The sequence below is a fragment of the Novosphingobium sp. NPDC080210 genome, assembly GCF_050281025.1.
In the GTDB taxonomy this organism is placed as follows: Bacteria; Pseudomonadota; Alphaproteobacteria; order Sphingomonadales; family Sphingomonadaceae; genus Novosphingobium.
On record NZ_JBNNWL010000001.1, the window covers coordinates 370,356 to 389,464 of the forward strand.

The 19,109-nt window shown below is 59.3% G+C and carries 13 protein-coding genes; 12 read left to right on the forward strand and 1 reads right to left on the reverse strand.

Going from position 1 to position 19,109, the window contains the following annotated elements; translation table 11 throughout:
* Window positions 1-10 precede the first annotated feature (10 nt).
* The 5 genes from ACQKOE_RS01830 to ACQKOE_RS01850 are packed head-to-tail and all read left to right on the forward strand — an operon-like array spanning window position 11 to window position 11,989.
* Window positions 11-2,674, forward strand: a complete 2,664-nt coding sequence (locus ACQKOE_RS01830; protein WP_427511289.1) for a PD-(D/E)XK nuclease family protein — start codon at window positions 11-13, stop codon at window positions 2,672-2,674.
* Complete coding sequence (locus tag ACQKOE_RS01835; RefSeq protein ID WP_427511290.1) at window positions 2,667-5,828, forward strand: UvrD-helicase domain-containing protein; 3,162 nt, start codon at window positions 2,667-2,669, stop codon at window positions 5,826-5,828. Before ACQKOE_RS01830 ends, ACQKOE_RS01835 begins: the two co-directional genes overlap by 8 nt.
* 23 nt (window positions 5,829-5,851) lie before the next feature.
* Window positions 5,852-7,030 carry a DUF6361 family protein gene (locus ACQKOE_RS01840; protein ID WP_427511291.1) on the forward strand — a complete coding sequence of 393 codons (1,179 nt, stop codon included), beginning with the start codon at window positions 5,852-5,854 and terminating at the stop codon, window positions 7,028-7,030.
* On the forward strand, window positions 7,027-8,874 hold the full coding sequence (locus tag ACQKOE_RS01845; RefSeq protein WP_427511292.1) for a phospholipase D family protein: 1,848 nt from the start codon (window positions 7,027-7,029) through the stop codon (window positions 8,872-8,874). The genes ACQKOE_RS01840 and ACQKOE_RS01845 overlap by 4 nt, the downstream gene beginning before the upstream one ends.
* Window positions 8,864-11,989 carry a helicase-related protein gene (locus ACQKOE_RS01850; RefSeq protein ID WP_427511293.1) on the forward strand — a complete coding sequence of 1,042 codons (3,126 nt, stop codon included), beginning with the start codon at window positions 8,864-8,866 and terminating at the stop codon, window positions 11,987-11,989. Before ACQKOE_RS01845 ends, ACQKOE_RS01850 begins: the two co-directional genes overlap by 11 nt.
* A gap of 28 nt (window positions 11,990-12,017) precedes the next feature.
* Here the strand turns inward: ACQKOE_RS01850 and ACQKOE_RS01855 are convergent, their stop codons facing one another.
* Window positions 12,018-12,650: a hypothetical protein gene (locus ACQKOE_RS01855; RefSeq protein ID WP_427511294.1), complete on the reverse strand. Its 633-nt coding sequence runs from the start codon at window positions 12,648-12,650 to the stop codon at window positions 12,018-12,020.
* A gap of 167 nt (window positions 12,651-12,817) precedes the next feature.
* Here ACQKOE_RS01855 and ACQKOE_RS01860 point away from each other — a divergent pair, with 167 nt between their 5' ends.
* The 7 genes from ACQKOE_RS01860 to ACQKOE_RS01890 all read left to right on the forward strand — a co-directional run bounded on the left by ACQKOE_RS01860 (window position 12,818) and on the right by ACQKOE_RS01890 (window position 19,084).
* Window positions 12,818-13,465, forward strand: a complete 648-nt coding sequence (locus ACQKOE_RS01860; protein WP_427511295.1) for a hypothetical protein — start codon at window positions 12,818-12,820, stop codon at window positions 13,463-13,465.
* Between the two features lie 13 nt (window positions 13,466-13,478).
* A complete protein-coding gene (locus ACQKOE_RS01865) occupies window positions 13,479-14,135 on the forward strand; it encodes a hypothetical protein (RefSeq protein ID WP_427511296.1) in 657 nt (218 codons plus the stop codon).
* Between the two features lie 28 nt (window positions 14,136-14,163).
* Window positions 14,164-14,940, forward strand: coding sequence for an NYN domain-containing protein (locus tag ACQKOE_RS01870; protein WP_427511297.1), 777 nt, complete (start codon window positions 14,164-14,166; stop codon window positions 14,938-14,940).
* A 72-nt stretch (window positions 14,941-15,012) separates the two neighbouring features.
* Window positions 15,013-15,591: a GIY-YIG nuclease family protein gene (locus ACQKOE_RS01875; protein ID WP_427511298.1), complete on the forward strand. Its 579-nt coding sequence runs from the start codon at window positions 15,013-15,015 to the stop codon at window positions 15,589-15,591.
* A gap of 69 nt (window positions 15,592-15,660) precedes the next feature.
* Window positions 15,661-16,644, forward strand: coding sequence for a competence protein CoiA (locus ACQKOE_RS01880; protein ID WP_427511299.1), 984 nt, complete (start codon window positions 15,661-15,663; stop codon window positions 16,642-16,644).
* A gap of 85 nt (window positions 16,645-16,729) precedes the next feature.
* Window positions 16,730-17,470, forward strand: coding sequence for a PGN_0703 family putative restriction endonuclease (locus tag ACQKOE_RS01885; RefSeq protein WP_427511300.1), 741 nt, complete (start codon window positions 16,730-16,732; stop codon window positions 17,468-17,470).
* Window positions 17,471-17,614: 144 nt separating this feature from the next.
* Window positions 17,615-19,084 carry an ADP-ribosylglycohydrolase family protein gene (locus tag ACQKOE_RS01890; protein WP_427511301.1) on the forward strand — a complete coding sequence of 490 codons (1,470 nt, stop codon included), beginning with the start codon at window positions 17,615-17,617 and terminating at the stop codon, window positions 19,082-19,084.
* Window positions 19,085-19,109 lie beyond the last annotated feature (25 nt).

Consider the following 19,109-nt stretch of genomic DNA (forward strand, 5'->3'; position numbering starts at 1 on the left):
TGCGAGCTGCATGCCGCTCAGCCCGCAGCTCCTGGCGAGCCTCTATGCCTTGCCTCACTGTACCGAGAAGCCCCTGCGCGAGGTCCTGGAAACGTTGGGCGACAATGTGCCCTGGGCGGAAAGCTTCGCGGTCGCCCCTGAACAGACAGCCTCGGCCATCGGGGCCATGCTGGGCCATCTGATGATGGCCACGCGAGACCTGGAGCCAGGATCGATAACGACCGATGCTTTGCCGTCGGATGGGCGGGCGCGCGTCCACATTGATGCGCTACGGGATCTTTGGGCTGGTAGTCCAGCGATCGTGCCGTCCGACCTGGCAACGCTGAAGGCAATTCTGGCCTGTGAAGCGGCCGAGGCACTGCAGTCGTTTCAAGTCATTTGGGATCGAAACTGCACCCAGCTGACGTCTCTCGAGCGTGCTGTGCTCGAGCACCTTGAAAGCCACCATGGCAAGCTCGACGAGGACGACATTGACCATGTGCGGTTGATTTCGGATCGCAAGATTTGCCGCGCGCCTGCCTCGGTGCTTGCCGGTCATGTCCAACGGCATCTTCTGGACCCGTCGGCGCCTGTCGCGCCCATGGACGACAGCCTCGCGGTTCTCTCCGTCCGGGATGCATTGACCGAATGCGAAGCAGCCGCAGCCATCGTCCAGCGCTGGCTGACCGAAGATCAAACTCTGGCCGCCAGTGAGATCGGCATCATTTTGCCATCCGGTCCGGAATACATTCATTACCTGTCCGAAGCATTCGGGCAGGCTGGGCTCACAACATCGTCCTTGCCTGGTGTGCCGGAACGCAGAAATGTTGGGGGTGAGACGCTCCTGCACTTCCTGCAATGCCGACGGCGCCCAGCACCTGCCATGGCGCTCGCCTCGCTCTATTGCTCCCCCATCCTTTGCTGGTCCCCGGACGTGGGCACGGCTCTGGCCAGTGCCGTCATGGCTGGCGATTTTCAGCCGATGCTGGTGCATAGCCTTAGTGGGAAACAGGCGGCGCTCTTCTCGCTCATTCGGTCAGCATCACCTGCGACGAATGGTCAGCTCAAAGAGCAGGTACGCTCCTTCCAGAGGCTGCTCAGTGACGACGAACTCTTCGCGCCGGATGTAGCCGAGGCGAAGCAGTTGGCATCGCGCCTCCTGGCCGCTCTGGGCAATGCTAATGATGCCGCCGAGGCAGAACTGGAGAAGGCCATTCAAATGGCCGCTGCTTATCAGGCGCCGCCTTGCCCACGGGGCGACTACTTCCTTGGCGGCATCTCGGTGATGCTCGCCCATGAAGCGCCCAAGCGGCAGTTCCGCAAGCTTCTCGTTCTTGGCTTCAACGATGGTGCCTATCCGCCGTCACCGTCGGGCAATCCGTTCTTCCTCGATAGCGAGGTTGTGGCGATTGGCGGGGCAACTGGCTTGCAGCTACCGTCGCAGGCTAAGCAGCTCGATGCTGCGCTCGAGCTGTTCGCGCGTCAGATTGGAGCTGCCAGTGAACAGGTGATCTTCCTCCTGTCAGAGCGCGATCGCGGCGGCAACTTTCTCTCCGTCTCGTCGAGCTTGCCTCTTATCTCGCGTCTCGTTGCAGGCTTGGAAGACCCAGAATCACTGGTCGTGCCGCTGACGCATAGCGAAGGGACTATCTGGGACAGGCTGGTGGCCTGGAAGCCACGTCCTGTTGTGGAACCGCTCCAGCCGCTTGAGGTGCCGAGCCACTACGAGTTCGATCTCGATCTCCTTGGTCTGCGCAAGAAGGATGATGGCAGCCCGAGGGCGCAGAGCCCGAGCCGTCTCGAGAAGCTGCTCATCAGCCCATTGGCCTGGGTTTTGGCCGAACTCGGCGCCGAGCATGTTTCGTGGCAGCCGGAGGCGCTTGACGTTATGCTGCGTGGCTCGCTCGCGCACGAGGTGTTTGAGCGCTTGTTCCCACCAGGCAAGGATCATCCTTCGAACGAAGTCATCGAAGAAAAGGTGCCTGAGCTGCTGCTGGAACGGATTCGTGCGATTGCGCCGTTCCTGCAGACGTCAGTCTGGGCTGTCGAACGCAATACGCTCGAGGCGGAGATTACAAAGGCGGCCAAGCACTGGTCGATGGTCCTCAGATCGCTCGATGCCGAGATCGTGGGCAACGAATTCTGGCTCTCAGGCACCCTGTTCGGCCATCCCGTCCACGGCAAAGCTGACTGCCTGCTTCGCCTTCCCGATGGGCAGCCGATTGTCGTCGATTACAAGAAGAGCAGCTCGGGAACGCGGCGCCAGCGCCTTCAAAAAGGCTGGGACCTGCAGGTCGACCTCTATCGACGCATGAGCGTGCAGATCGATGAGCGCAGCCATGAAGGCGTTGTCCGAATTGGCGAGACTCTGAGCGGTTGGTCCAAGCTCCCGGCCGTTGCCTATCATACGCTGAACGACGGGAACGTCCTCCTCAACGGGATTGAGGTCTTCGATAGCACGGAGGTCGAACTCGTTGCCGGCGACATCGCTGCCAATGCACTTGCCCTGATTTCGGCTCGGTTCGAGGCCCTCAAGGCTGGCCGACTGGAAACAAACACCACGGCCGATGCCAAATTCTTCCAGAAGGCAGCAGCCCTTGGCACCTACGCCTTGGAGGACAGTCCGTTGATCACCGCCTTCATGCGCGACGACACCGCTCCCTCCGTAACCCTTCCGGACGATCAAGATGACTGAACTTTCGATTGTACCCGCAGGGGCAGGGGCGGGCAAAACCCACCATATCCAGGAAACCCTCACCCAATGGGTCAGGGACGGCAAGGTGCGGCCCGAGAAGATCCTCGCGGTTACCTTTACCGAAGCCGCCGCCGGGGAACTGCGGCAGCGGATCAGGGGCGCGCTCATTGCGGACAGCAATCTTGCAGCAGCGCTGGCTGTCGAACGAGCCTATGTCTCTACCATCCACGGGCTGGGCCGCCGTTTGCTGATCGAGCATGCCTTCGCATCGGGGTCATCCCCTCAGCAGCGCCTTATCGCCGAAGACGAGCAAGACTTGCTGATCCGCCGCTCGATCGAAGAAAATCCAGGACTGAGCGAGATCACCCGGAACCTGGCCGCTCTTGGCTATCAAGGAAGCTTCTCCTCCGACGAAACCGCAGAGGACAGCTTCCGCAAGAGGTTGCTCGGCGTCATCGCTTTGTTGCGAACGCTAGGACCGCGGGGCAGCGATCCGGCCATGGCCGACTTTGTCGAGGCATCCATCCGAGCCGGGTACGGAGCGCCGATCGGCAAATCCGATACCCTTGCAGCAGGGCTGAAGAAGGCTGTCGATGCCTTGCTTACCGCCTTTCCGCGATCGCTCGCTGACGAGGCAGGCAGTGCCGCCGCCAAGACTGCATTCCGCGAGAATTTTCGGGCTCTGAAGCAAGCGCAGCAGCTCCTCGCCGCCAATGGTAAGGACTGGCGGCTGTGGCAAAGGCTGCGCGACCTCCGTCTGTCGAAGCGCGGCAGTCCGACCCCTGATGGCTACGATGATCTTGCAACTGCGGTCATGCTCGCGGCCGACAACCTGGTTACTCATCCCGGACCGCTTGAGGATGCGGTCTCGCATGCGCGCGCTCTGGTGGAAGGCGCACAGTCGGCGATGACGGACTACGAGACCCGCAAGCGTGAGCTCGGCGTCATCGACTTTAGCGACATGGTGACGAACGCCGCGCGGATCCTCGAGGAAAAGCCAGCCGTGCTTGGCGCCATCATGGACGAGGTCGATTGCGTCATTGTCGACGAGTTCCAGGACACCAACCCGATCCAGTTCACCTTTCTGTGGGCACTCGCGCGTAGGGCCAAGCGGGCGCTGATCGTTGGGGACACCAAGCAGGCGATCATGGGCTTCCAGGGCGCGGATCCCCGGCTGACCGTCGCGCTTACACAGCAATTTGAAACCAGCCCACTCGACCGGAACTGGCGCTCCGATCCGCGCATCATGGATTTCGTGAACGCGCTGGGCCCGTGCCTATTCGGAGACGATTACACTGCGCTTGCCGCGCAGAACGCCGCCGGGCACGACACCGCCCTGGAGGTCATCGAGTTGGCCAACAAACGCGGCGCCCGCTCTGGCGGAAAGCCCCAGCATTTCATCGCTGATCGGCTCCTGTCTTTGCTGACGGATGATCAGGTCACCATCGTCGACAGGCATTCCAAGGCCCTGCGCGATCTGGAGCCGCGGGACGTTGCAATCCTGTGTCCGACGCACAACCACTGCGCGAGCTACGCGGCTGCGCTGCGTGCGCTGGGTTTGCCAGTCCGCGTCGCAGAAGGTGGCTGGTGGCAAAGCAAGATCGTCCAGGCTGCGTGCTTTGCTCTCCGCTTCGTCGTCGATCCTGCAGACAATCACGCAGCTATCTGCACCGCCACGCTCGGGCCTGGGGCGACACCTCTCACAGAGGCCCTGGGCGCGCTGGCCCGCAAGGGCCGGATCGATACACCCGAGCTAGCGGCGTTGCAGGGGCTTTGGCCGGACTCCCTTGCGACGCCCGTGGACAGACTGGTTCACCAGGTGATCCAGGTCGTCGGACTGCGCGACTGGTGCGACCGGCTTGACGACCCAGCCCAGATGAGAGCGGATCTCCTTCGCTTCGAGGCTGAAGCGGCGGCTTTCATGGAGGCACACCGCGATATGCGAGAAGCCTCCGGTTTCTATGGTCAGAGTGCCAACGTCTTCCTTGGCTGGCTCGAAAACAAGGTGGGATTGAAGGGCGAGGATTTGCGCCCCAATCCTGCCGGCGCCGAGGCCGACGGCATCGAGATCGTGACCTGGCACGCATCGAAGGGGCGGGAGTGGCCGGTCGTGGTCGTATGCGGTCTGGACCACAAGCTTGATCCTCGTGCTGGGACATTCAGCACAAAGTTTCCCGGCTTCGACGACCTCGATCATGTGATCGAAGAGGCGACACTTGCCTATGCTCCTGATTTTGCGGCTCCAGAGGCGACAGCGCGCTTTCTCCACGAGCTCTATCCCGAGAGTGAAGAAACAGCGCGCCGATTGCTGTACGTCGCCCTGACGCGTGCGCGTGATCGCCTGATCATCGAATGGCCACAGGACGACGACAAGGTTGAGCCGCCATTGCCAATAACGGCGCGCCGTCTTTTGCACGACGTCTGTGGCATCAAGTTACAGGGCAATCAGATCACTGTCGGTTCGGCGAACTTCCCGTCCCGCATGACGATCTGTGACAAGGAGATCCCGGCATCGTTCGATACGGTAGGCAGAATCTGCTTGGCGAGCAGCAACCGCGAACCCAGATTTGCCATTGAAAAGCGAGCTATCGGCCAGCTGACCTCGGTAATCAGCCCTTCCCAGGCAATCGCCACCGCTCGGCCGCTGCCCTCGCAAATTGACACCCGGGCGATTTCAGTGGGTGTCCGGCTCACCGGATCGGATCTCGCCCAGGCAACGGATAAGGGAACTGCAGTCCACGAAGCCTTGCGGATTTTGCTGTGCAGACCAAATCTGCGGGGCAGGGTAAGCCAGCATTGCCGGGTCTCCGACGCTGAGGTCGAGCTTCTCGCGCAACAGGCGCAAGCGCTTCGTCAGACCCTCGCGGAGCTTGGCTATACGCGCCTGCATATCGAACAGCCAATCGAGCTCGAACTGGCCGACGGAGGACGTCAAAGCATCATCGTCGATCTGATTGCGGAGGGGGCTGAAGGCTTCATTATCATCGACCATAAGAGTGGCCCGATTGCTGACCATGCAGTCCGCTTCGAGAGCTATTGGCCGCAGCTAGCCGCCTACATCGACGCCGTCGGTAATCGAGGAGGCAAACCCGTCAACGGAGCGGCTGTATTTTGGACGGAAACCGGCGAACTGACGCTCGGACTTGGGATTTGAGGGGCAGTCACTTGGCGCAAGGCATGAATTCAGCGATCGGCTGGATCGATTTTGATGAGTCGGAACGCGACCGTGCGCAAAGGTTGATGGACCTGTTTCGTGAGCAGGACAGCCGCGATGAGCTTGGGCTTGGCGCGATTAGAGATTCCATTGCCGATCATCTTTTTCCTGGGACAAGTACGATCCAGACGCGGCTGCGGTACATGCTCTTCATTCCATGGGTGCTTAGGTCATTGCCTTCGAACCTTGGGGTCCGGGAAATGGCCGCCAAGGCGAGGCAAAAGGAAATTGAACTCGTCAGAGCCTTGATCGCCGGAGCGCCGAAAGATATCGGAATCATCGGACGGGACGCGGGCGACAAGCTCAAGCGCTTGCCCAGCAGCGTCTACTGGTCGGGCTTGGAAAGCTGGGGCATTCGCTACTTTCCCGGTTCGATTGAGGCCTACTTTGCGGCGCTCCCGCATTGGCCCAAGGATGCTGCGAAAGATCACGCAGAAGATGATCTTGGAGGTGCTCCGCGCGGTCGCTCGTTGTGGCACGAGCGCTTGCCTGATCCACCGGCAGGGTGGCCGGAAAACGTCGACTTTGAGCTGAAGCCAGACGAAGCGAGTTTCCTGCTTGATCGCCTAATCGAACGTCATCCTAACAGCCTTTTGACTTATCTCGCGTGCAGACAAGATCGAGCCACGGCGGACGCGATTTGGTTGCACCCCCATCTGGCAGATTTCCCTGCGCAAGCACGGAGGCTGGTTGACCACGCCAGGGTATTCTCGGGCGTGATGCATGGCGCTGCTTTGCTCTACAATCTGCTGCTGAGTGAGCTGCGACGCAAAGAGGACTGGATCGAAAAGTACCAGACCGCGCTTGCTAATTGGAGTGACGAGTTTGATTCCAAGGCGCTAGCGTCCTGGTCGTTGGACGACTTCTGGCATGAGACGCGTCACACAGGGCACCAAGTGCTTGAGCCAGCCAAGCGTTTTGTCACCGAGTGGGTGTCTCTAATCCGCAAGGAAGGAGGGATAGGCCGCAATCGCGACGCAGCCAATGCCCTGATCATCTCGCGTGAACGTAAGCTCAAAAAAGGCCAGTCACGGTTCGCAAACACGAGTGCCAGAGATCGTTGGCAAGGAGCCTCCGGTATTGAACGGTTCCAGTTTCGCTGGCCCATCGCCCGCAGCTACCTGAAGGATCTCAGACCTTGACCCGGAACACGCTCGATCCGGAGACTCGGCTACTCTACGGCGACAGCCTCCAGGCACCACCCGGATATCGCTTCGATGCTGGGGTCGCGACGACCTTTTCGCTCGATTTTGAAACGGCGTTGGCGGTTCCCGTGAGCCTTGCTCTGTTTGCCGCAGACAATCGAGAGGAAATACTGCAGCACCCCATTGCTTTGCTGGAAGGTGCAGAGCGGATTGCTGGGCGCTTGGCCGTCTTTGCCGAGGCCGGTCAGATTCATGCGGCACACGCCCAGCAATCTCGCCTCTGTTCGTTGCTCGAAAAGGTTATCGTCGAGGTCCAAGCCCCCAAAGAGGGTAGCTTCCATCCGAAGATCTGGGCTCTGCGCTTCAAGCCGTTGGACGACGAAGGCGATGATCTTCTTCGTGTCCTCGTGTTGTCGCGCAACCTCACGCGAGACCGATCCTGGGACATCGCCGTTCGTTTGGACGGACGCCGCACGCGTCAGCCGAAAGCGCAGAATCGTCCGCTTCACGCGCTGATTTCAAAGCTTCCAAGTCTCGCTGTCGGCAACATCTCCCTGGAGCAGCGCGCTCTTACAACGGAGCTCGCGGAGGACATGCGCTTCGGGGAGTGGATTTTGCCTGACGGGTGTGAAACTCTGGAGTTTGCAGTCAACGGCTTGGGAGGGCGACCTTGGCAGCCGCAAGAATGCACCCGTATCGGCGTAGTCTCGCCATTTTGTGACAACGAAGCGCTGGCGACCTTAGCGAGCAAAGCACGCCGATCCGCTGAAGTCCTGATCAGCAGGCCTGACCAGCTGGCGTGCATCTCCGCAGAAACGTTGAACGATTTTGGGCGTGTTGCCGTGCTCGACGAAATGGCTGAGCGCGAAGATGGTGAGGAAGCTGAGTCGACGGCTTTCGAGGGGCTTCATGCCAAGATCATCGTTGCCGAGCACAGCTGGGACACTCGCCTGACGCTGGGCTCGGGAAACGCCACCACGCCGGCGTTCATTTCAGGGCGCAATGTCGAGTTTTTCGTAACCTTCACCGGCAAAACATCGAAGCTCGGGTCAATCGACACAATCCTCGGCGAAAGCGGGTTCGGGCGATTGACGCGTGCCTATGTCCCGGGAGAGCTGGCCGCTGCTGAAGCATCCGAGCGCGCAGCTGAACGTGTTTTGCTGTTTGCTCGGCGGGCCCTTGCGCGAGGTGGTCTCACCATCCGCTGCGAAGCAGTGGCAACCGAAGGTCCAGGGAACTGGCGCTTATGGCTGGTTCCGCCGGAAGAGGGAATTGCGCTTGCGGGAATCCAGCAAGTGCGGGTTTGGCCAATAACGCGTGGGGAAGGGCACGCCCGTGATGCCAAAGATTCCCTTGCTTCCGGTCAGCCGCTCGATCTTGGGGTTGTTCCGCTGGCCGATGTGACCCGCTTTTTGGCGATCGAGTTGAACGAGCAGGCGACTGGTCGAACGATCCTCTTTAGCACGGGTTTGCCGATTGAGGGGCTGCCGGCTGAACGCGATGCGGCGATCATGCGGTCTGTGATCAACGATCGAAAGACATTCCTTCGCTACCTGAGGCTCTTGCTCACGGCCCTTGGTGATCCGTTTTCGGCCGCTCTAGCGGCTACAGGAAATGGTAGCGGAGCAGGTTGGGCGATGTCAGTCGCGGACGACGAACCGATGCTTGAAGAACTGGTCCGGGCCCTGTGCGCCAAGGATGGTCGGCTGGACGCGGTTGATCGACTGATGACCCGGCTCGACGAAACGACCTCTGCGGGCACCGATCCGATACCAGAAGAATTCCGTACGCTTTGGCAGGTCTTCCGCTCCGCGCTTGAGGAGGCTGGCCATGGACGATGAGCGGTTCGACGCTGGACCTGCCCTAGCTCAGCTCAAGCGATTTCAGCGTCGCACGGTGGACTATGTCTTCGACCGTCTGCACGGCGCAGATCCTGTGCGGCAATTCCTCGTCGCGGACGAGGTGGGCTTGGGCAAGACGATGGTCGCCCGTGGGGTCATTGCCAAGACTATTGAAGCGTTATGGGATCGATCCAAACGGATCGACATTCTCTACATCTGCTCCAATCAGGCCATCGCTGCGCAAAACCTCAATCGCCTGAACGTGTTGGGAAAGCGCGCGATGGCGCTGCCCACCCGGATGACGCTGGTCCCATTGCAGCTACGCGGCGAGCAAGACCTTTCCGCGAACAAGGTCAACTTCATCAGCCTCACGCCTGGGACCACGTTCAACCTTCGATCGACGACCGGGGTCGTGGAAGAACGGGCACTCGTGCATCGCCTGCTCGAAGCCATGGGCTACCCGTTCACGCCGCTCAGGAACGCGCTTCAAGTGGACGCTGGAAATGGGCGGTGGGATGCCTGTGTGAGCGGCATGTCACTTCAAGGCATCGATCCGACGATCATTGCGAACTTTCAGGAGGCAATTCGCGCTGATCTGGCTCTGACATCTGCGATCGAGGAAATGATCGCGCTGTTTCCGCGCCGACAGCCCACTTACCCTGATGAAAAGCGATGGAAGCGCAACGACGTGATCGGGACGCTGAGGGGTAAACTGTCGCACGCCTGTGTCAGCGCGCTCAAGCCCGATCTCATCATCCTCGATGAATTCCAACGTTTTCGGGAATTGCTGCGTGGTGAAGGGGAGCCAGCTGAGCTAGCACGGGCTCTGTTCGAATATTCCGACGATACAGCCAGCGCGCGTACCCTTCTTCTCTCCGCGACGCCTTACAAGATGCTGACGCTGACGGGCGATGAGCCGGAGGATGGCGATCATTACGAGGACTTCCTCGAAACGATCGAGTTTCTCTATGGCCGTGACAGAGGTGCTGACATCAAGGTCGAACTCGACCGGGAAATGCGCCGCTTCCGCAACCTCCTCCAGCAATTGCCGACGAGTACGAACGATGCCAAACGAGCGCGTAACACGGTTCAGCGCACACTGAAGCGCGTTATGGCCCGCACCGAGCGTGTAGGCAGCACTGCTGAGCGAGATTCGATGTTGGCAGAGCCGACGATCGATGTCCCCCTCGCACCTGTCGATCTCCATCAGGCGGAAGCTTTTGCGCGCGTTGCGCGCGCTGTAGATGCTCGCGAAATCATCGAATATTGGAAGTCCGCGCCTTACCTCCTGAATTTCATGCGTGACTACACGCTGAAGCATCGCCTCAAGGACAAAGCTGCAAACGCGGACCCGGCCTTGCTGTCCGCATTGAGCGCCGCGCAGGCGCTGGGGATCAGTCGCGAACAGGTCGAAGCCTATCAACCGATTGATCCTGCGAACGGGCGCCTTCGTGCATTGATGGCAGACTTGTTCGACCCCGGGCTCCACCAGCATCTTTGGCTCCCTCCGGCACTTACATACTATGGACCCGTCTCGGATGGTGCGCCGGCGACGAAGGCGCTCGTCTTCTCGGCATGGCAGATGGTGCCCGATGCACTTGCTGCCCTGCTATCCTACGAAGCCGAGCGGCGCATGGGTGCCGGGTCTGTCGTCCGATCTTATTCCGAAGCTACGCGCCGTCGTCCATTGCAGTTCAAGCTGGTTGATGGCCGCCCGGCAGCGATGCGTGCTCTGCACCTGATATATCCATCGCCAACATTGGCCCGAGTTGGTGATCCTCTCGAGGTGTTTGCCGGCTCGCCGACACAGTTATCAGTAGAGGAAATGCGCGCAGCGATTGCGGAGCGCATTAGAACAGAGCTTGGATACCTGTTCGCCGGAGAATCTGTCGCCGACGCAGCTGGTCGGGATACCGAATGGTCCACCCCAGCGACGATCGACGCACTTCTAGGTACCAAAGCGTCGGGCTGGCTTAAGTACCTCGGTTACCGATGGACAGCCCAGGAAGACGGCTTCCGGGAGCATATCTCAGAATTGCAGAGGACGTCGGCTGACGGGTCAGTAGAGACGCTTGACGACGAAACGTTGAGTTTGCTGGTAGACGTTGCCCTGGGAAGCCCAGCCGTTTGCGCGTTGCGAGCTCTGCGTCGTATTGCGCCAGGATTGGCCTGGGATGATCCTGATCTGCTCGAAGCTGCGGCCTCAATTGCTTGGGGCTTCCGCGCACTCTTCAACCAGCACGACGCTGTCGCTTTGCTTCGACAGGAGCGAGATGAGCATTATTGGCGCAGTGCTTTGGCGCACGGGGTCCAGCACAACCTGCAGGCTGTGCTGGACGAGTATGCGCATTATCTCGTCGAGGGCGAAGGCTTGGCCGATAGCTCAGAGCGTGATCGCATCGCCGGGGTGGCCAAAGCCATGACGCACGCGTTGGCGGTACGCCCCTCACAGATCGACGTCGATGATGTGGTTGTCGAGGACAACAAGGTCATCTTCCATCCGCCGATCAGGATGCGTGGGCGGTTTGCCATGCGTCTGGCTGAGTACAAAGATGATGAAGGCGGAACGGTCCGGCTGGGGAGCGTCCGCGACGCCTTCAATTCTCCTTTCCGACCTTTCGTTCTGGCCACGACTTCGATAGGTCAGGAAGGGCTGGATTTTCACCCCTATTGCTATCGGGTCTATCACTGGAACCTTCCTGGGAATCCAGTCGATCTTGAGCAGAGGGAAGGGCGGGTTCACCGGTTCAAAGGACATGCCGTTCGGCACAATGTCGCGAAGGCACATGCAGATACAATCCGCATTGCTGCGAAGACTCCGAAGGATCCTTGGAGGGCGATGTTCGACGCTGCGCGGCGTGCAACGAAGAGCTCGTCGGAACTTGTGCCCTATTGGGTTTATGACGGTCCGGTGAAGGTCGAACGGCGCGTGCCCATGCTGCCTATGAGCCGCGAAAACACGCGACTGCGTTGGCTGAAGCGCAGTTTGACACTCTACAGGCTGGCGTTTGGGCAGCCGAGGCAGGATGATTTGTTGGCCTACCTTGATCGTCTCGTCGACGAAGGCGTCGACATAGCCACATTGGAGGAATTGCAGATCAAACTCGAGCCGTGACCCACGGGGCGGGCGATTTCCCCGTCATTCAGACGGGACCAGTCTGCACAGGAGGAATCTCAAGCAGCATATATGGAAGTGCCGAACTGCATTCAGACCAGCGGAATGCGTAGCTCCCGGCGAGGGTGATGGGCGGACCATACGCTCCGGTCTTATAAGTGAGTGTTGTTCCCGCCCCGTACTGGCGTTCGTGCCGGAAATCGAAATCACTCGTATCGCTCGAATAGCCGCCTTGATCGACGTAGTGGCGATGGTCGGTCGCTACCAGCATAAAGCCGATATCGGCCACGTCGGCGCACTGTTCCAAGCGGGCGATGTCCTTGAAAACGTCGTACCGGTTGTTCGGCTCGCGGTGGTTCTCTCGTTTGAAGAATTTGAGCTCGATCGCACAGCGCCATTCGCGGGCTTCATCGTCGGTGAGCCGGAACCAGACATCAATCCGGCCTCGCTTGCCGCCATTGCTGCGAAGCGGTTTTTCCAGTTCTATCGAGAAGGTCTCCCGTTCGCTGATGATCTCGAGATCGGCAGCAGTCGAGATGATGCGACCAAGGTGTAACTGAAGCGTTGCCTCGCTTTCGCACCGGACACGCCCTCCGCCGATCTGGCGAAAAAGCGTAGGCACTGCGAGGTTCACGATATTGCGCAGACGAACTAGTGACATCTGGTCCTGATTATACAAAGATTGGCGCGGCTAGGTGTCCGGCCGAAAGCCTGATAACTTACTGCGATAGTTGTTGGAAGGAGCCAGTCTCGTCTCCAAACGATTACTGGAAATGGCAAGCGGCAACTACGACCGCTTTTGACGGAAGATCTCCATAGGCCGACCTCATGAGAAAACCTGATTCTGTGGCGGCGCTGACCGAATTTGGCCGCGTTCGCCTATCAAAGTCATTCTTTATGCGCGATTTCCTGTTCTCTGATATCGCCGCGGTTCATGGGCTAAGCAACGTGCCTGATGATCCTGACCTGGCGATCGCGGCAGGAAGCAGGCTCTGCGAAGAACTGCTTGAACCGTTGCAGGATCGGTTCGGCCGCATCGCTATTCGATCCGCCTTTCGCTCGTGCGAAGTCAACGGGTTGGGCAATGAGATGCAAGCTGCAGGGAGGGGCGGCTACAACTGCGCTTCGAACGAGGCCAATTTTGCCGGGCATATTTGGGATCGACGCGATGCCCAAGGCAAGATGGGGGCCACGGCCTGCGTCGTCGTTCCGGCATTCTGGGATACATTTCAGGCAGAGGGGGATTGGCGCAAGCTGGCCTGGTGGATCCACGACCATCTGCCCTATTCGAGCCTCTATTTCTTCCCGAAGTTCTGGGCCGTGAACATCGCTTGGCGCGAGGAGCCGGAGCGACGGATCGACAGCTACACCTATCCCAAGGGCTGTTTGACCAAGGCGGGCATGCCGAACAATTCTGGATCACACGAGCAGGAGTGGGCCGGCATCGAGGCAGCAATGGTGCGTGGATTTGCGTGAAGGGGCACCCGGCATGACGATCCCAGGCCAGCTAATCACTGCCGTCGATATGGCCATTGCGAACGGAATAGATCCGAAACGCTTTCGAGCTGCCCTTCGAGCTGCAAGTCTCGATTGGCATCCTTACAACGGACGTTGGGAGGTCGTGCGAGGGAGCGATCAGCACCAAGACATGGAAAGGGTCATGGCCCAGTTGAGCGGAAAGCGCTTCAAGCTCCGATCGACTTCAAAGGCCGTAAAAGGCGTTGTCCCGGCCGCAGTTCGTGACGAGCATTACGTGCTTGATCTCTGCGACGCAGTTCTCGGGCTGAAAGCCGTCCGGCAGCATTGCTTTCCGTTTTTGACCGGAGATCCAGATCGGCGCGGTTACCGGAAGCCATTGCCTGTCGATGGCTTTTATCCGGCGCTTGGCCTCGTCGTGGAATATCATGAGCGCCAACACCGCGAACGTGTCGAATTCTTCGATGATAAGCCAACGATTTCCGGCTGTCCTCGGGGTGAACAGCGCCGACGATATGATGAGCGCCGCGCCGATTTGCTGCCGAGGCATGGCTACAGTTTAGTCGTTCTCAATGTGGATGAATTCGCGCACGATAGGGCCAAGCGCCTGCTCAGGAGCCCTCAAGATCAGGCCGTTGTAAGCAGCCGCCTTGCAGGCTTTATCGGCTAGTTAATGGCTATCAGGGCAATAGTGCAAAATGGCCAATGAACCTCGCACCCCACGTCTTGCTGTCTTGATTGACGCAGACAATGCATCCTCCCGGATCGCACCGCGCCTCTTTGAAGAGATTGCAAAGATCGGTGAGGCAAGTGTCCGCCGCATTTACGGTGATTTCTCCGGCACTCGGCTTAAATCCTGGGCCGACGTTCTTGCCACACATGCGATCAAGGCGCACCAGAACTTTGCATATACCAGCGGCAAGAATGCCTCGGATATTGCGTTGGTCATCGACGCGATGGACCTTTTGCATACCGGTCGTTTTGACGGGTTTTGCCTTGTCTCTTCCGATAGTGATTTTACCGGTCTGGCCTCGCGTATCCGTGAGCAGGGCATAGATGTCTACGGCTTCGGAGAGCAGAAAACACCCGAGAGCTTCCGCCAAGCGTGTCGCCGCTTCATCTACACTGAGAACCTGCTGCCAGAGGCGCCAACGTCAGATGAGCCAGGTCGACAGGATGCCCGTCCGGCTAGCGTAAAGAAATCGCCCACTGCTGCGGCACCTTTGATCCGAACTGCCATCTCACAGCTCGATGATGAAGGGGGCTGGGTACCTCTTGGGCGGGCGGGGCAACGCCTTGCAGCGCTCGCCTCCGACTTTGATCCCCGAACCTATGGTCACGGCAAGCTGAGCGACTTGGTCGAAAGAGCAGGGGGCTTCGAATCACGCAGAACTGAAACCGGTCATTTGCAGATTCGCGTCGTTCCCTCTGGAAAGGCGAGCCAGGCGAAGGCCAAACAAGCAAAGCCCGCATGACAGTCCCGGTTCACCCCTGCGCGAGCTTGAACTTGCCGTGCGCGGCAGGGATTTGAAAAGGGAGCACCGCAGTTGGCTCGCCTCACCAAGGCGCATTTGCGCTACTTGAAGCACCACGGGATTGAACCTGAAGAAGCGTTCGATGCCTCGGGCCTCAAGCGAGCTGAATATCGACCCAGAATGAAGGCGGAGGGGAAGTTCGTCGCCTACGGTGTCACCCCGTGTCATAATGGCCACGCTTTGCGCAATCGATACGGAAACTGCATCCAGTGTTTTCCCGCTTCGATCGCCTTCGCGCGTCGAAGTGAATTGTCAGGCTACCTTTATCTCGCCCGGTCATCGAGCTTGGGCCTGATCAAGGTTGGCTTCTCCAGCGACGATCCGGATAATCGAATCTACATCGCGAATCTCGACGGATACGGCGGAGCATGGGACTGGCAGATTTGCGCGACGGTTTGGGCAGATCATGCAGGGGTGAAGGAGATTGCCGTTCATCAATCGCTTTCCGACTTTCGCGCTGAAAGGGCCTGGATACGGAATGGGACGGCTATCGTTTCTAAGGAGCTGTTTGACTGTGATCTGGCCGCAGCCATCGGTGCCTTGTCGGCACAGCTCACAGCCAAAGAACTGCAGATGATCGAGTACAGGTAAGCAGTCGTGGCACTACGATGCATAGATGCGCTGACTGGACAGAGCCTGCACGCGTTCGAATTTGATCCCATGGAATGGGACAATCTGGCGTTGAGGAACAAGCGGGAAGGGCATCTGCGAGCACCCTGCTGTCAGGCTGACGTGATCCTCAGGCGCTCCAAGTTGGGGACGCAGCATTTCGTGCACAGAGTTCGCGGCACTTGCGACAGCGCGCCCGAAACGGAAGAGCACAGGCAGGTGAAGCGCGTTATCGTAGAAGTGGGAAGAGCCAACGGTTGGCTGGCTGATGCGGAAGTGGGTGGCCTAAGCCCGGAGGGCGAAGTCTGGCGCGCCGATGTCCTGTTAAGCAAGGGCGCGGCTCGCATCGCCATTGAAGTCCAATGGTCAAAGCAAAGCGATGATGAGACAGTGCGCCGTCAGGCCCGTTATGCCTCGTCTGGGATCCGGGGGCTTTGGGTATTCCGGCAGCAGCGTTTTGCGGCATCCAAAGACATTCCTGCCGTTCGGATCTGCGGGACGCTTGCCGATGGCTTTGAAGTGTACGTACCAACTGGAACGGGCGAGCAGGTTCTGCCGCTGGCACCGTTCGTTTCAGCCGTTCTGAACCGGCAGTATCGCTTCGGGCTACCGTTGGGGGCACCAGCGGTAGTTGCCGTGCGCTGTGGGATCATAGACTGCTACAGGTGTGGTGCGGAAACGCCGATCATCACCGGGCTCGACATCAAAGTTGGCCCGCACAAGCTCTCCGCCACCATCCCGGAACTCGACCGTTGTCCTGATCTGATAGCGCGCGCGCTGCAGGTGATGCCACAGCACATTTCACCTGGCCGGATCATGCGCCGTCACAGCCAAGAAGCGAATTCCCGCTATCTGAGCAATGGCTGCGCCCATTGTGGCACCCTGATAGGCGCCCATTACGAGTATCTGGCGTGCGAAAACCAGGCCGTGGTTGGGAAGTTCCAGGTGGTTGTTGATGATCGCATGCGCCAATTGGCCATACAACTCGGTGAGGAGCCAGGATGGGGCGTTCACCCGGAAATTTCCCCGATCTAGGCTCTCCGGTTCAATTCTTTGCAAAGGCCAAACAGCCAAGGCAGTTGCGACCACTTTTGACGGGTACGGAAAATAGGAGGAGATGATGAGCGAACTTTTCCTCCCTGGCGTCCCAGAGCATCTCGTCCGCCAAGAATTAGATCGAGCTGGGGGCAACGAATTGGCCTCGGGCAAATTTGCAAATCCAGAAAGCAGCGCAGCTTTGGCGGCGAACGGTTTCGGTTGGTTTATTGAACGACCCGCTTTGCTTCCGGCTTTCCCGGGCCTCGACGACATCGATTGGCCCGCTGTATCGGTCGAGATCGAACGTCAGATGCGTTTTCCCTGGTCTGGCGGTCGTCACCCATGGCTCGATGCCGCGGTTGTTACCGAGACCCACCTCATTGGCATTGAGTCCAAACGGTTCGAGCCATTTCGTGATAGAAAGCAGGCCGTCCTGGCCGAAGCCTATGATCGCGATGTTTGGGGCGAATCGATGGAGCCCTGGCTGACCATGCGCGACGCCTTGAGAAGCGATCCGTCCGCTTATTGCTTTCTTGATGCGGCACAGCTTGTGAAGCACGCTTTCGGGCTGGTTACCGAAGCTGGGCGGATCAACCGATCGCCGGTCCTGGTGTACCTCTACGCCGAGCCATCACGAGTGGCTGCATCTGCGTGTTCGGCGCACCGCGCGGAAATCGAAGTCTTCTCTGCCGCAGTGCGTGGCGCACGTGTTCGTTTTGCGGCGGTTAGTTGGTCGGACTGGCTGAAACGCTTCGATACGACAGCAGTGTCATCCGGAGTTAGGGCCCATGCTGAGGCATTGCGCCGCAAGTTTGAGCCATAAGTGGGACGAACGAACTCTTTCACACGATTTCCATCGGGAATGCCCCATTTCTGCACCGGTGGTTGAGATGTGCGGGCGATGCAAGATCGACAATGAGGAGTGTGTGCGACCGATTTTGTCGTAATGAGGATGTACCCAGCCGCAATGAACAGAAACATCCGCACGAGCTTTACCGACCCGATCCAAATTGCGACGCTGTCAGCTCGCAATGGCCGCATTGGGGTGTCCTTTTGCCCAGGCAAGCAGAGTAGATCCGTCGGTGGATTTGACTGGCGGCGTGACCTGGCTGTGGACCTCGACGCGGTGTCTGAGTGGGGGGCGGCTGCGGTCATCTCACTCATCGAAGACCATGAGATCAGTACGCTAGGCGTATCGAATCTGGGCTCGGAGGTGGCTGCCAGGAGGATGGAGTGGATCCATCTGCCAATTCCTGATGTGACGGCTCCCGGCGAGGAGTTTGAACAAGGATGGCTTTCGGCTGGGGCTCGCGTCCGCGGCTTGCTCACCAGTGGACAGAGCGTTTTCATTCATTGCAAGGGTGGGCTCGGCCGCGCGGGAACCGTAGCGGCGAGACTCCTCATTGAGCTTGGAGAAGCCGACTCGAAAAGCGCAATTGCGCGAGTGCGCGAAGTCCGTCGCGGCGCAATCGAGACTGTGCCCCAAGAGGACCACCTACACTCGATTTGGAACATCTACGATCGCGCTCGCGGATGCCTGCTTGGATTGGCAGTTGGAGACGCCTTGGGGACGACTCTCGAGTTCAGAACCCGTGATTCCTACGACCACATTACGGACATGATCGGGGGAGGGCCGTTCGGCCTGGATGCGGGCACGTGGACCGATGACACTTCGATGGCATTGGCGCTCGGCGAGGCACTACTCGCGAGTGCAGCCAAGGGCTCGATCTTCGAGCCAGCGGAGGCGCAAAAGCGTTTCGTAGAATGGTGGAGGAATGGATCGTACAGCCCAACCGGTGACTGTTTCGACATCGGGATAACCACCCGCCAAGCGCTGTCTCGGTTTGAACAGACCGGCGATCCTATCTCCGGCTCAGCTGATCCTTTTTCAGCCGGGAATGGTTCGCTCATGAGACTGGCGCCCGTCGCAATCTGGGGGACCCGCGCGGATCCTTTGGTAATGACCAGAGTAGCCCGTCGGCAGAGCATGACTACCCATGCGGCCGAAGCCTGTCTGGAAGCCTGCGATGCTTACTCACTCATACTGCGAGCGGCGATTCTCGGTGCTGATTTCTATGGGGCACTGACCCACGCTCGCGGAGACTATGGACCCGAGATCGGGCCAATTATCGCCGGCAGCTGGCGCGGGAAGCAGCGCGATCAGATTTCGAGCAGCGGCTTCGTGGCGCATAGTCTCGAGGCGGCCCTCTGGTGCCTGGATAACACGGACAACTTCGATGAGGCCGTGCTTTTGGCGGCAAACTTGGGTGACGATGCCGACACCACTGCTGCTATCACAGGCCAGTTAGCTGGAGCCCTTTATGGATCCTCGTCCATTCGGCCATCATGGTTGGAAAAGCTGGCATGGCGCGAGGAAATTGAGGGTCTTGCTCGCAACCTGGCTTTCCCGACAACCACGCCGCCGAGCCGGCACTGATCGATCTCAGTGATCTAATCGCAGC

Coding starts and splice junctions, on each gene's coding strand:
- ACQKOE_RS01830 (WP_427511289.1), top strand. CDS start 11: ATGCCGCTCAGCCCGCAGCTCCTGGCGAGCCTCTATGCCTTGCCTCAC.
- ACQKOE_RS01835 (WP_427511290.1), top strand. CDS start 2,667: ATGACTGAACTTTCGATTGTACCCGCAGGGGCAGGGGCGGGCAAAACC.
- ACQKOE_RS01840 (WP_427511291.1), top strand. CDS start 5,852: ATGAATTCAGCGATCGGCTGGATCGATTTTGATGAGTCGGAACGCGAC.
- ACQKOE_RS01850 (WP_427511293.1), top strand. CDS start 8,864: ATGGACGATGAGCGGTTCGACGCTGGACCTGCCCTAGCTCAGCTCAAG.
- ACQKOE_RS01855 (WP_427511294.1), bottom strand. CDS start 12,650: ATGTCACTAGTTCGTCTGCGCAATATCGTGAACCTCGCAGTGCCTACG.
- ACQKOE_RS01860 (WP_427511295.1), top strand. CDS start 12,818: ATGAGAAAACCTGATTCTGTGGCGGCGCTGACCGAATTTGGCCGCGTT.
- ACQKOE_RS01865 (WP_427511296.1), top strand. CDS start 13,479: ATGACGATCCCAGGCCAGCTAATCACTGCCGTCGATATGGCCATTGCG.
- ACQKOE_RS01870 (WP_427511297.1), top strand. CDS start 14,164: ATGGCCAATGAACCTCGCACCCCACGTCTTGCTGTCTTGATTGACGCA.
- ACQKOE_RS01880 (WP_427511299.1), top strand. CDS start 15,661: ATGGAATGGGACAATCTGGCGTTGAGGAACAAGCGGGAAGGGCATCTG.
- ACQKOE_RS01885 (WP_427511300.1), top strand. CDS start 16,730: ATGAGCGAACTTTTCCTCCCTGGCGTCCCAGAGCATCTCGTCCGCCAA.
- ACQKOE_RS01890 (WP_427511301.1), top strand. CDS start 17,615: ATGAACAGAAACATCCGCACGAGCTTTACCGACCCGATCCAAATTGCG.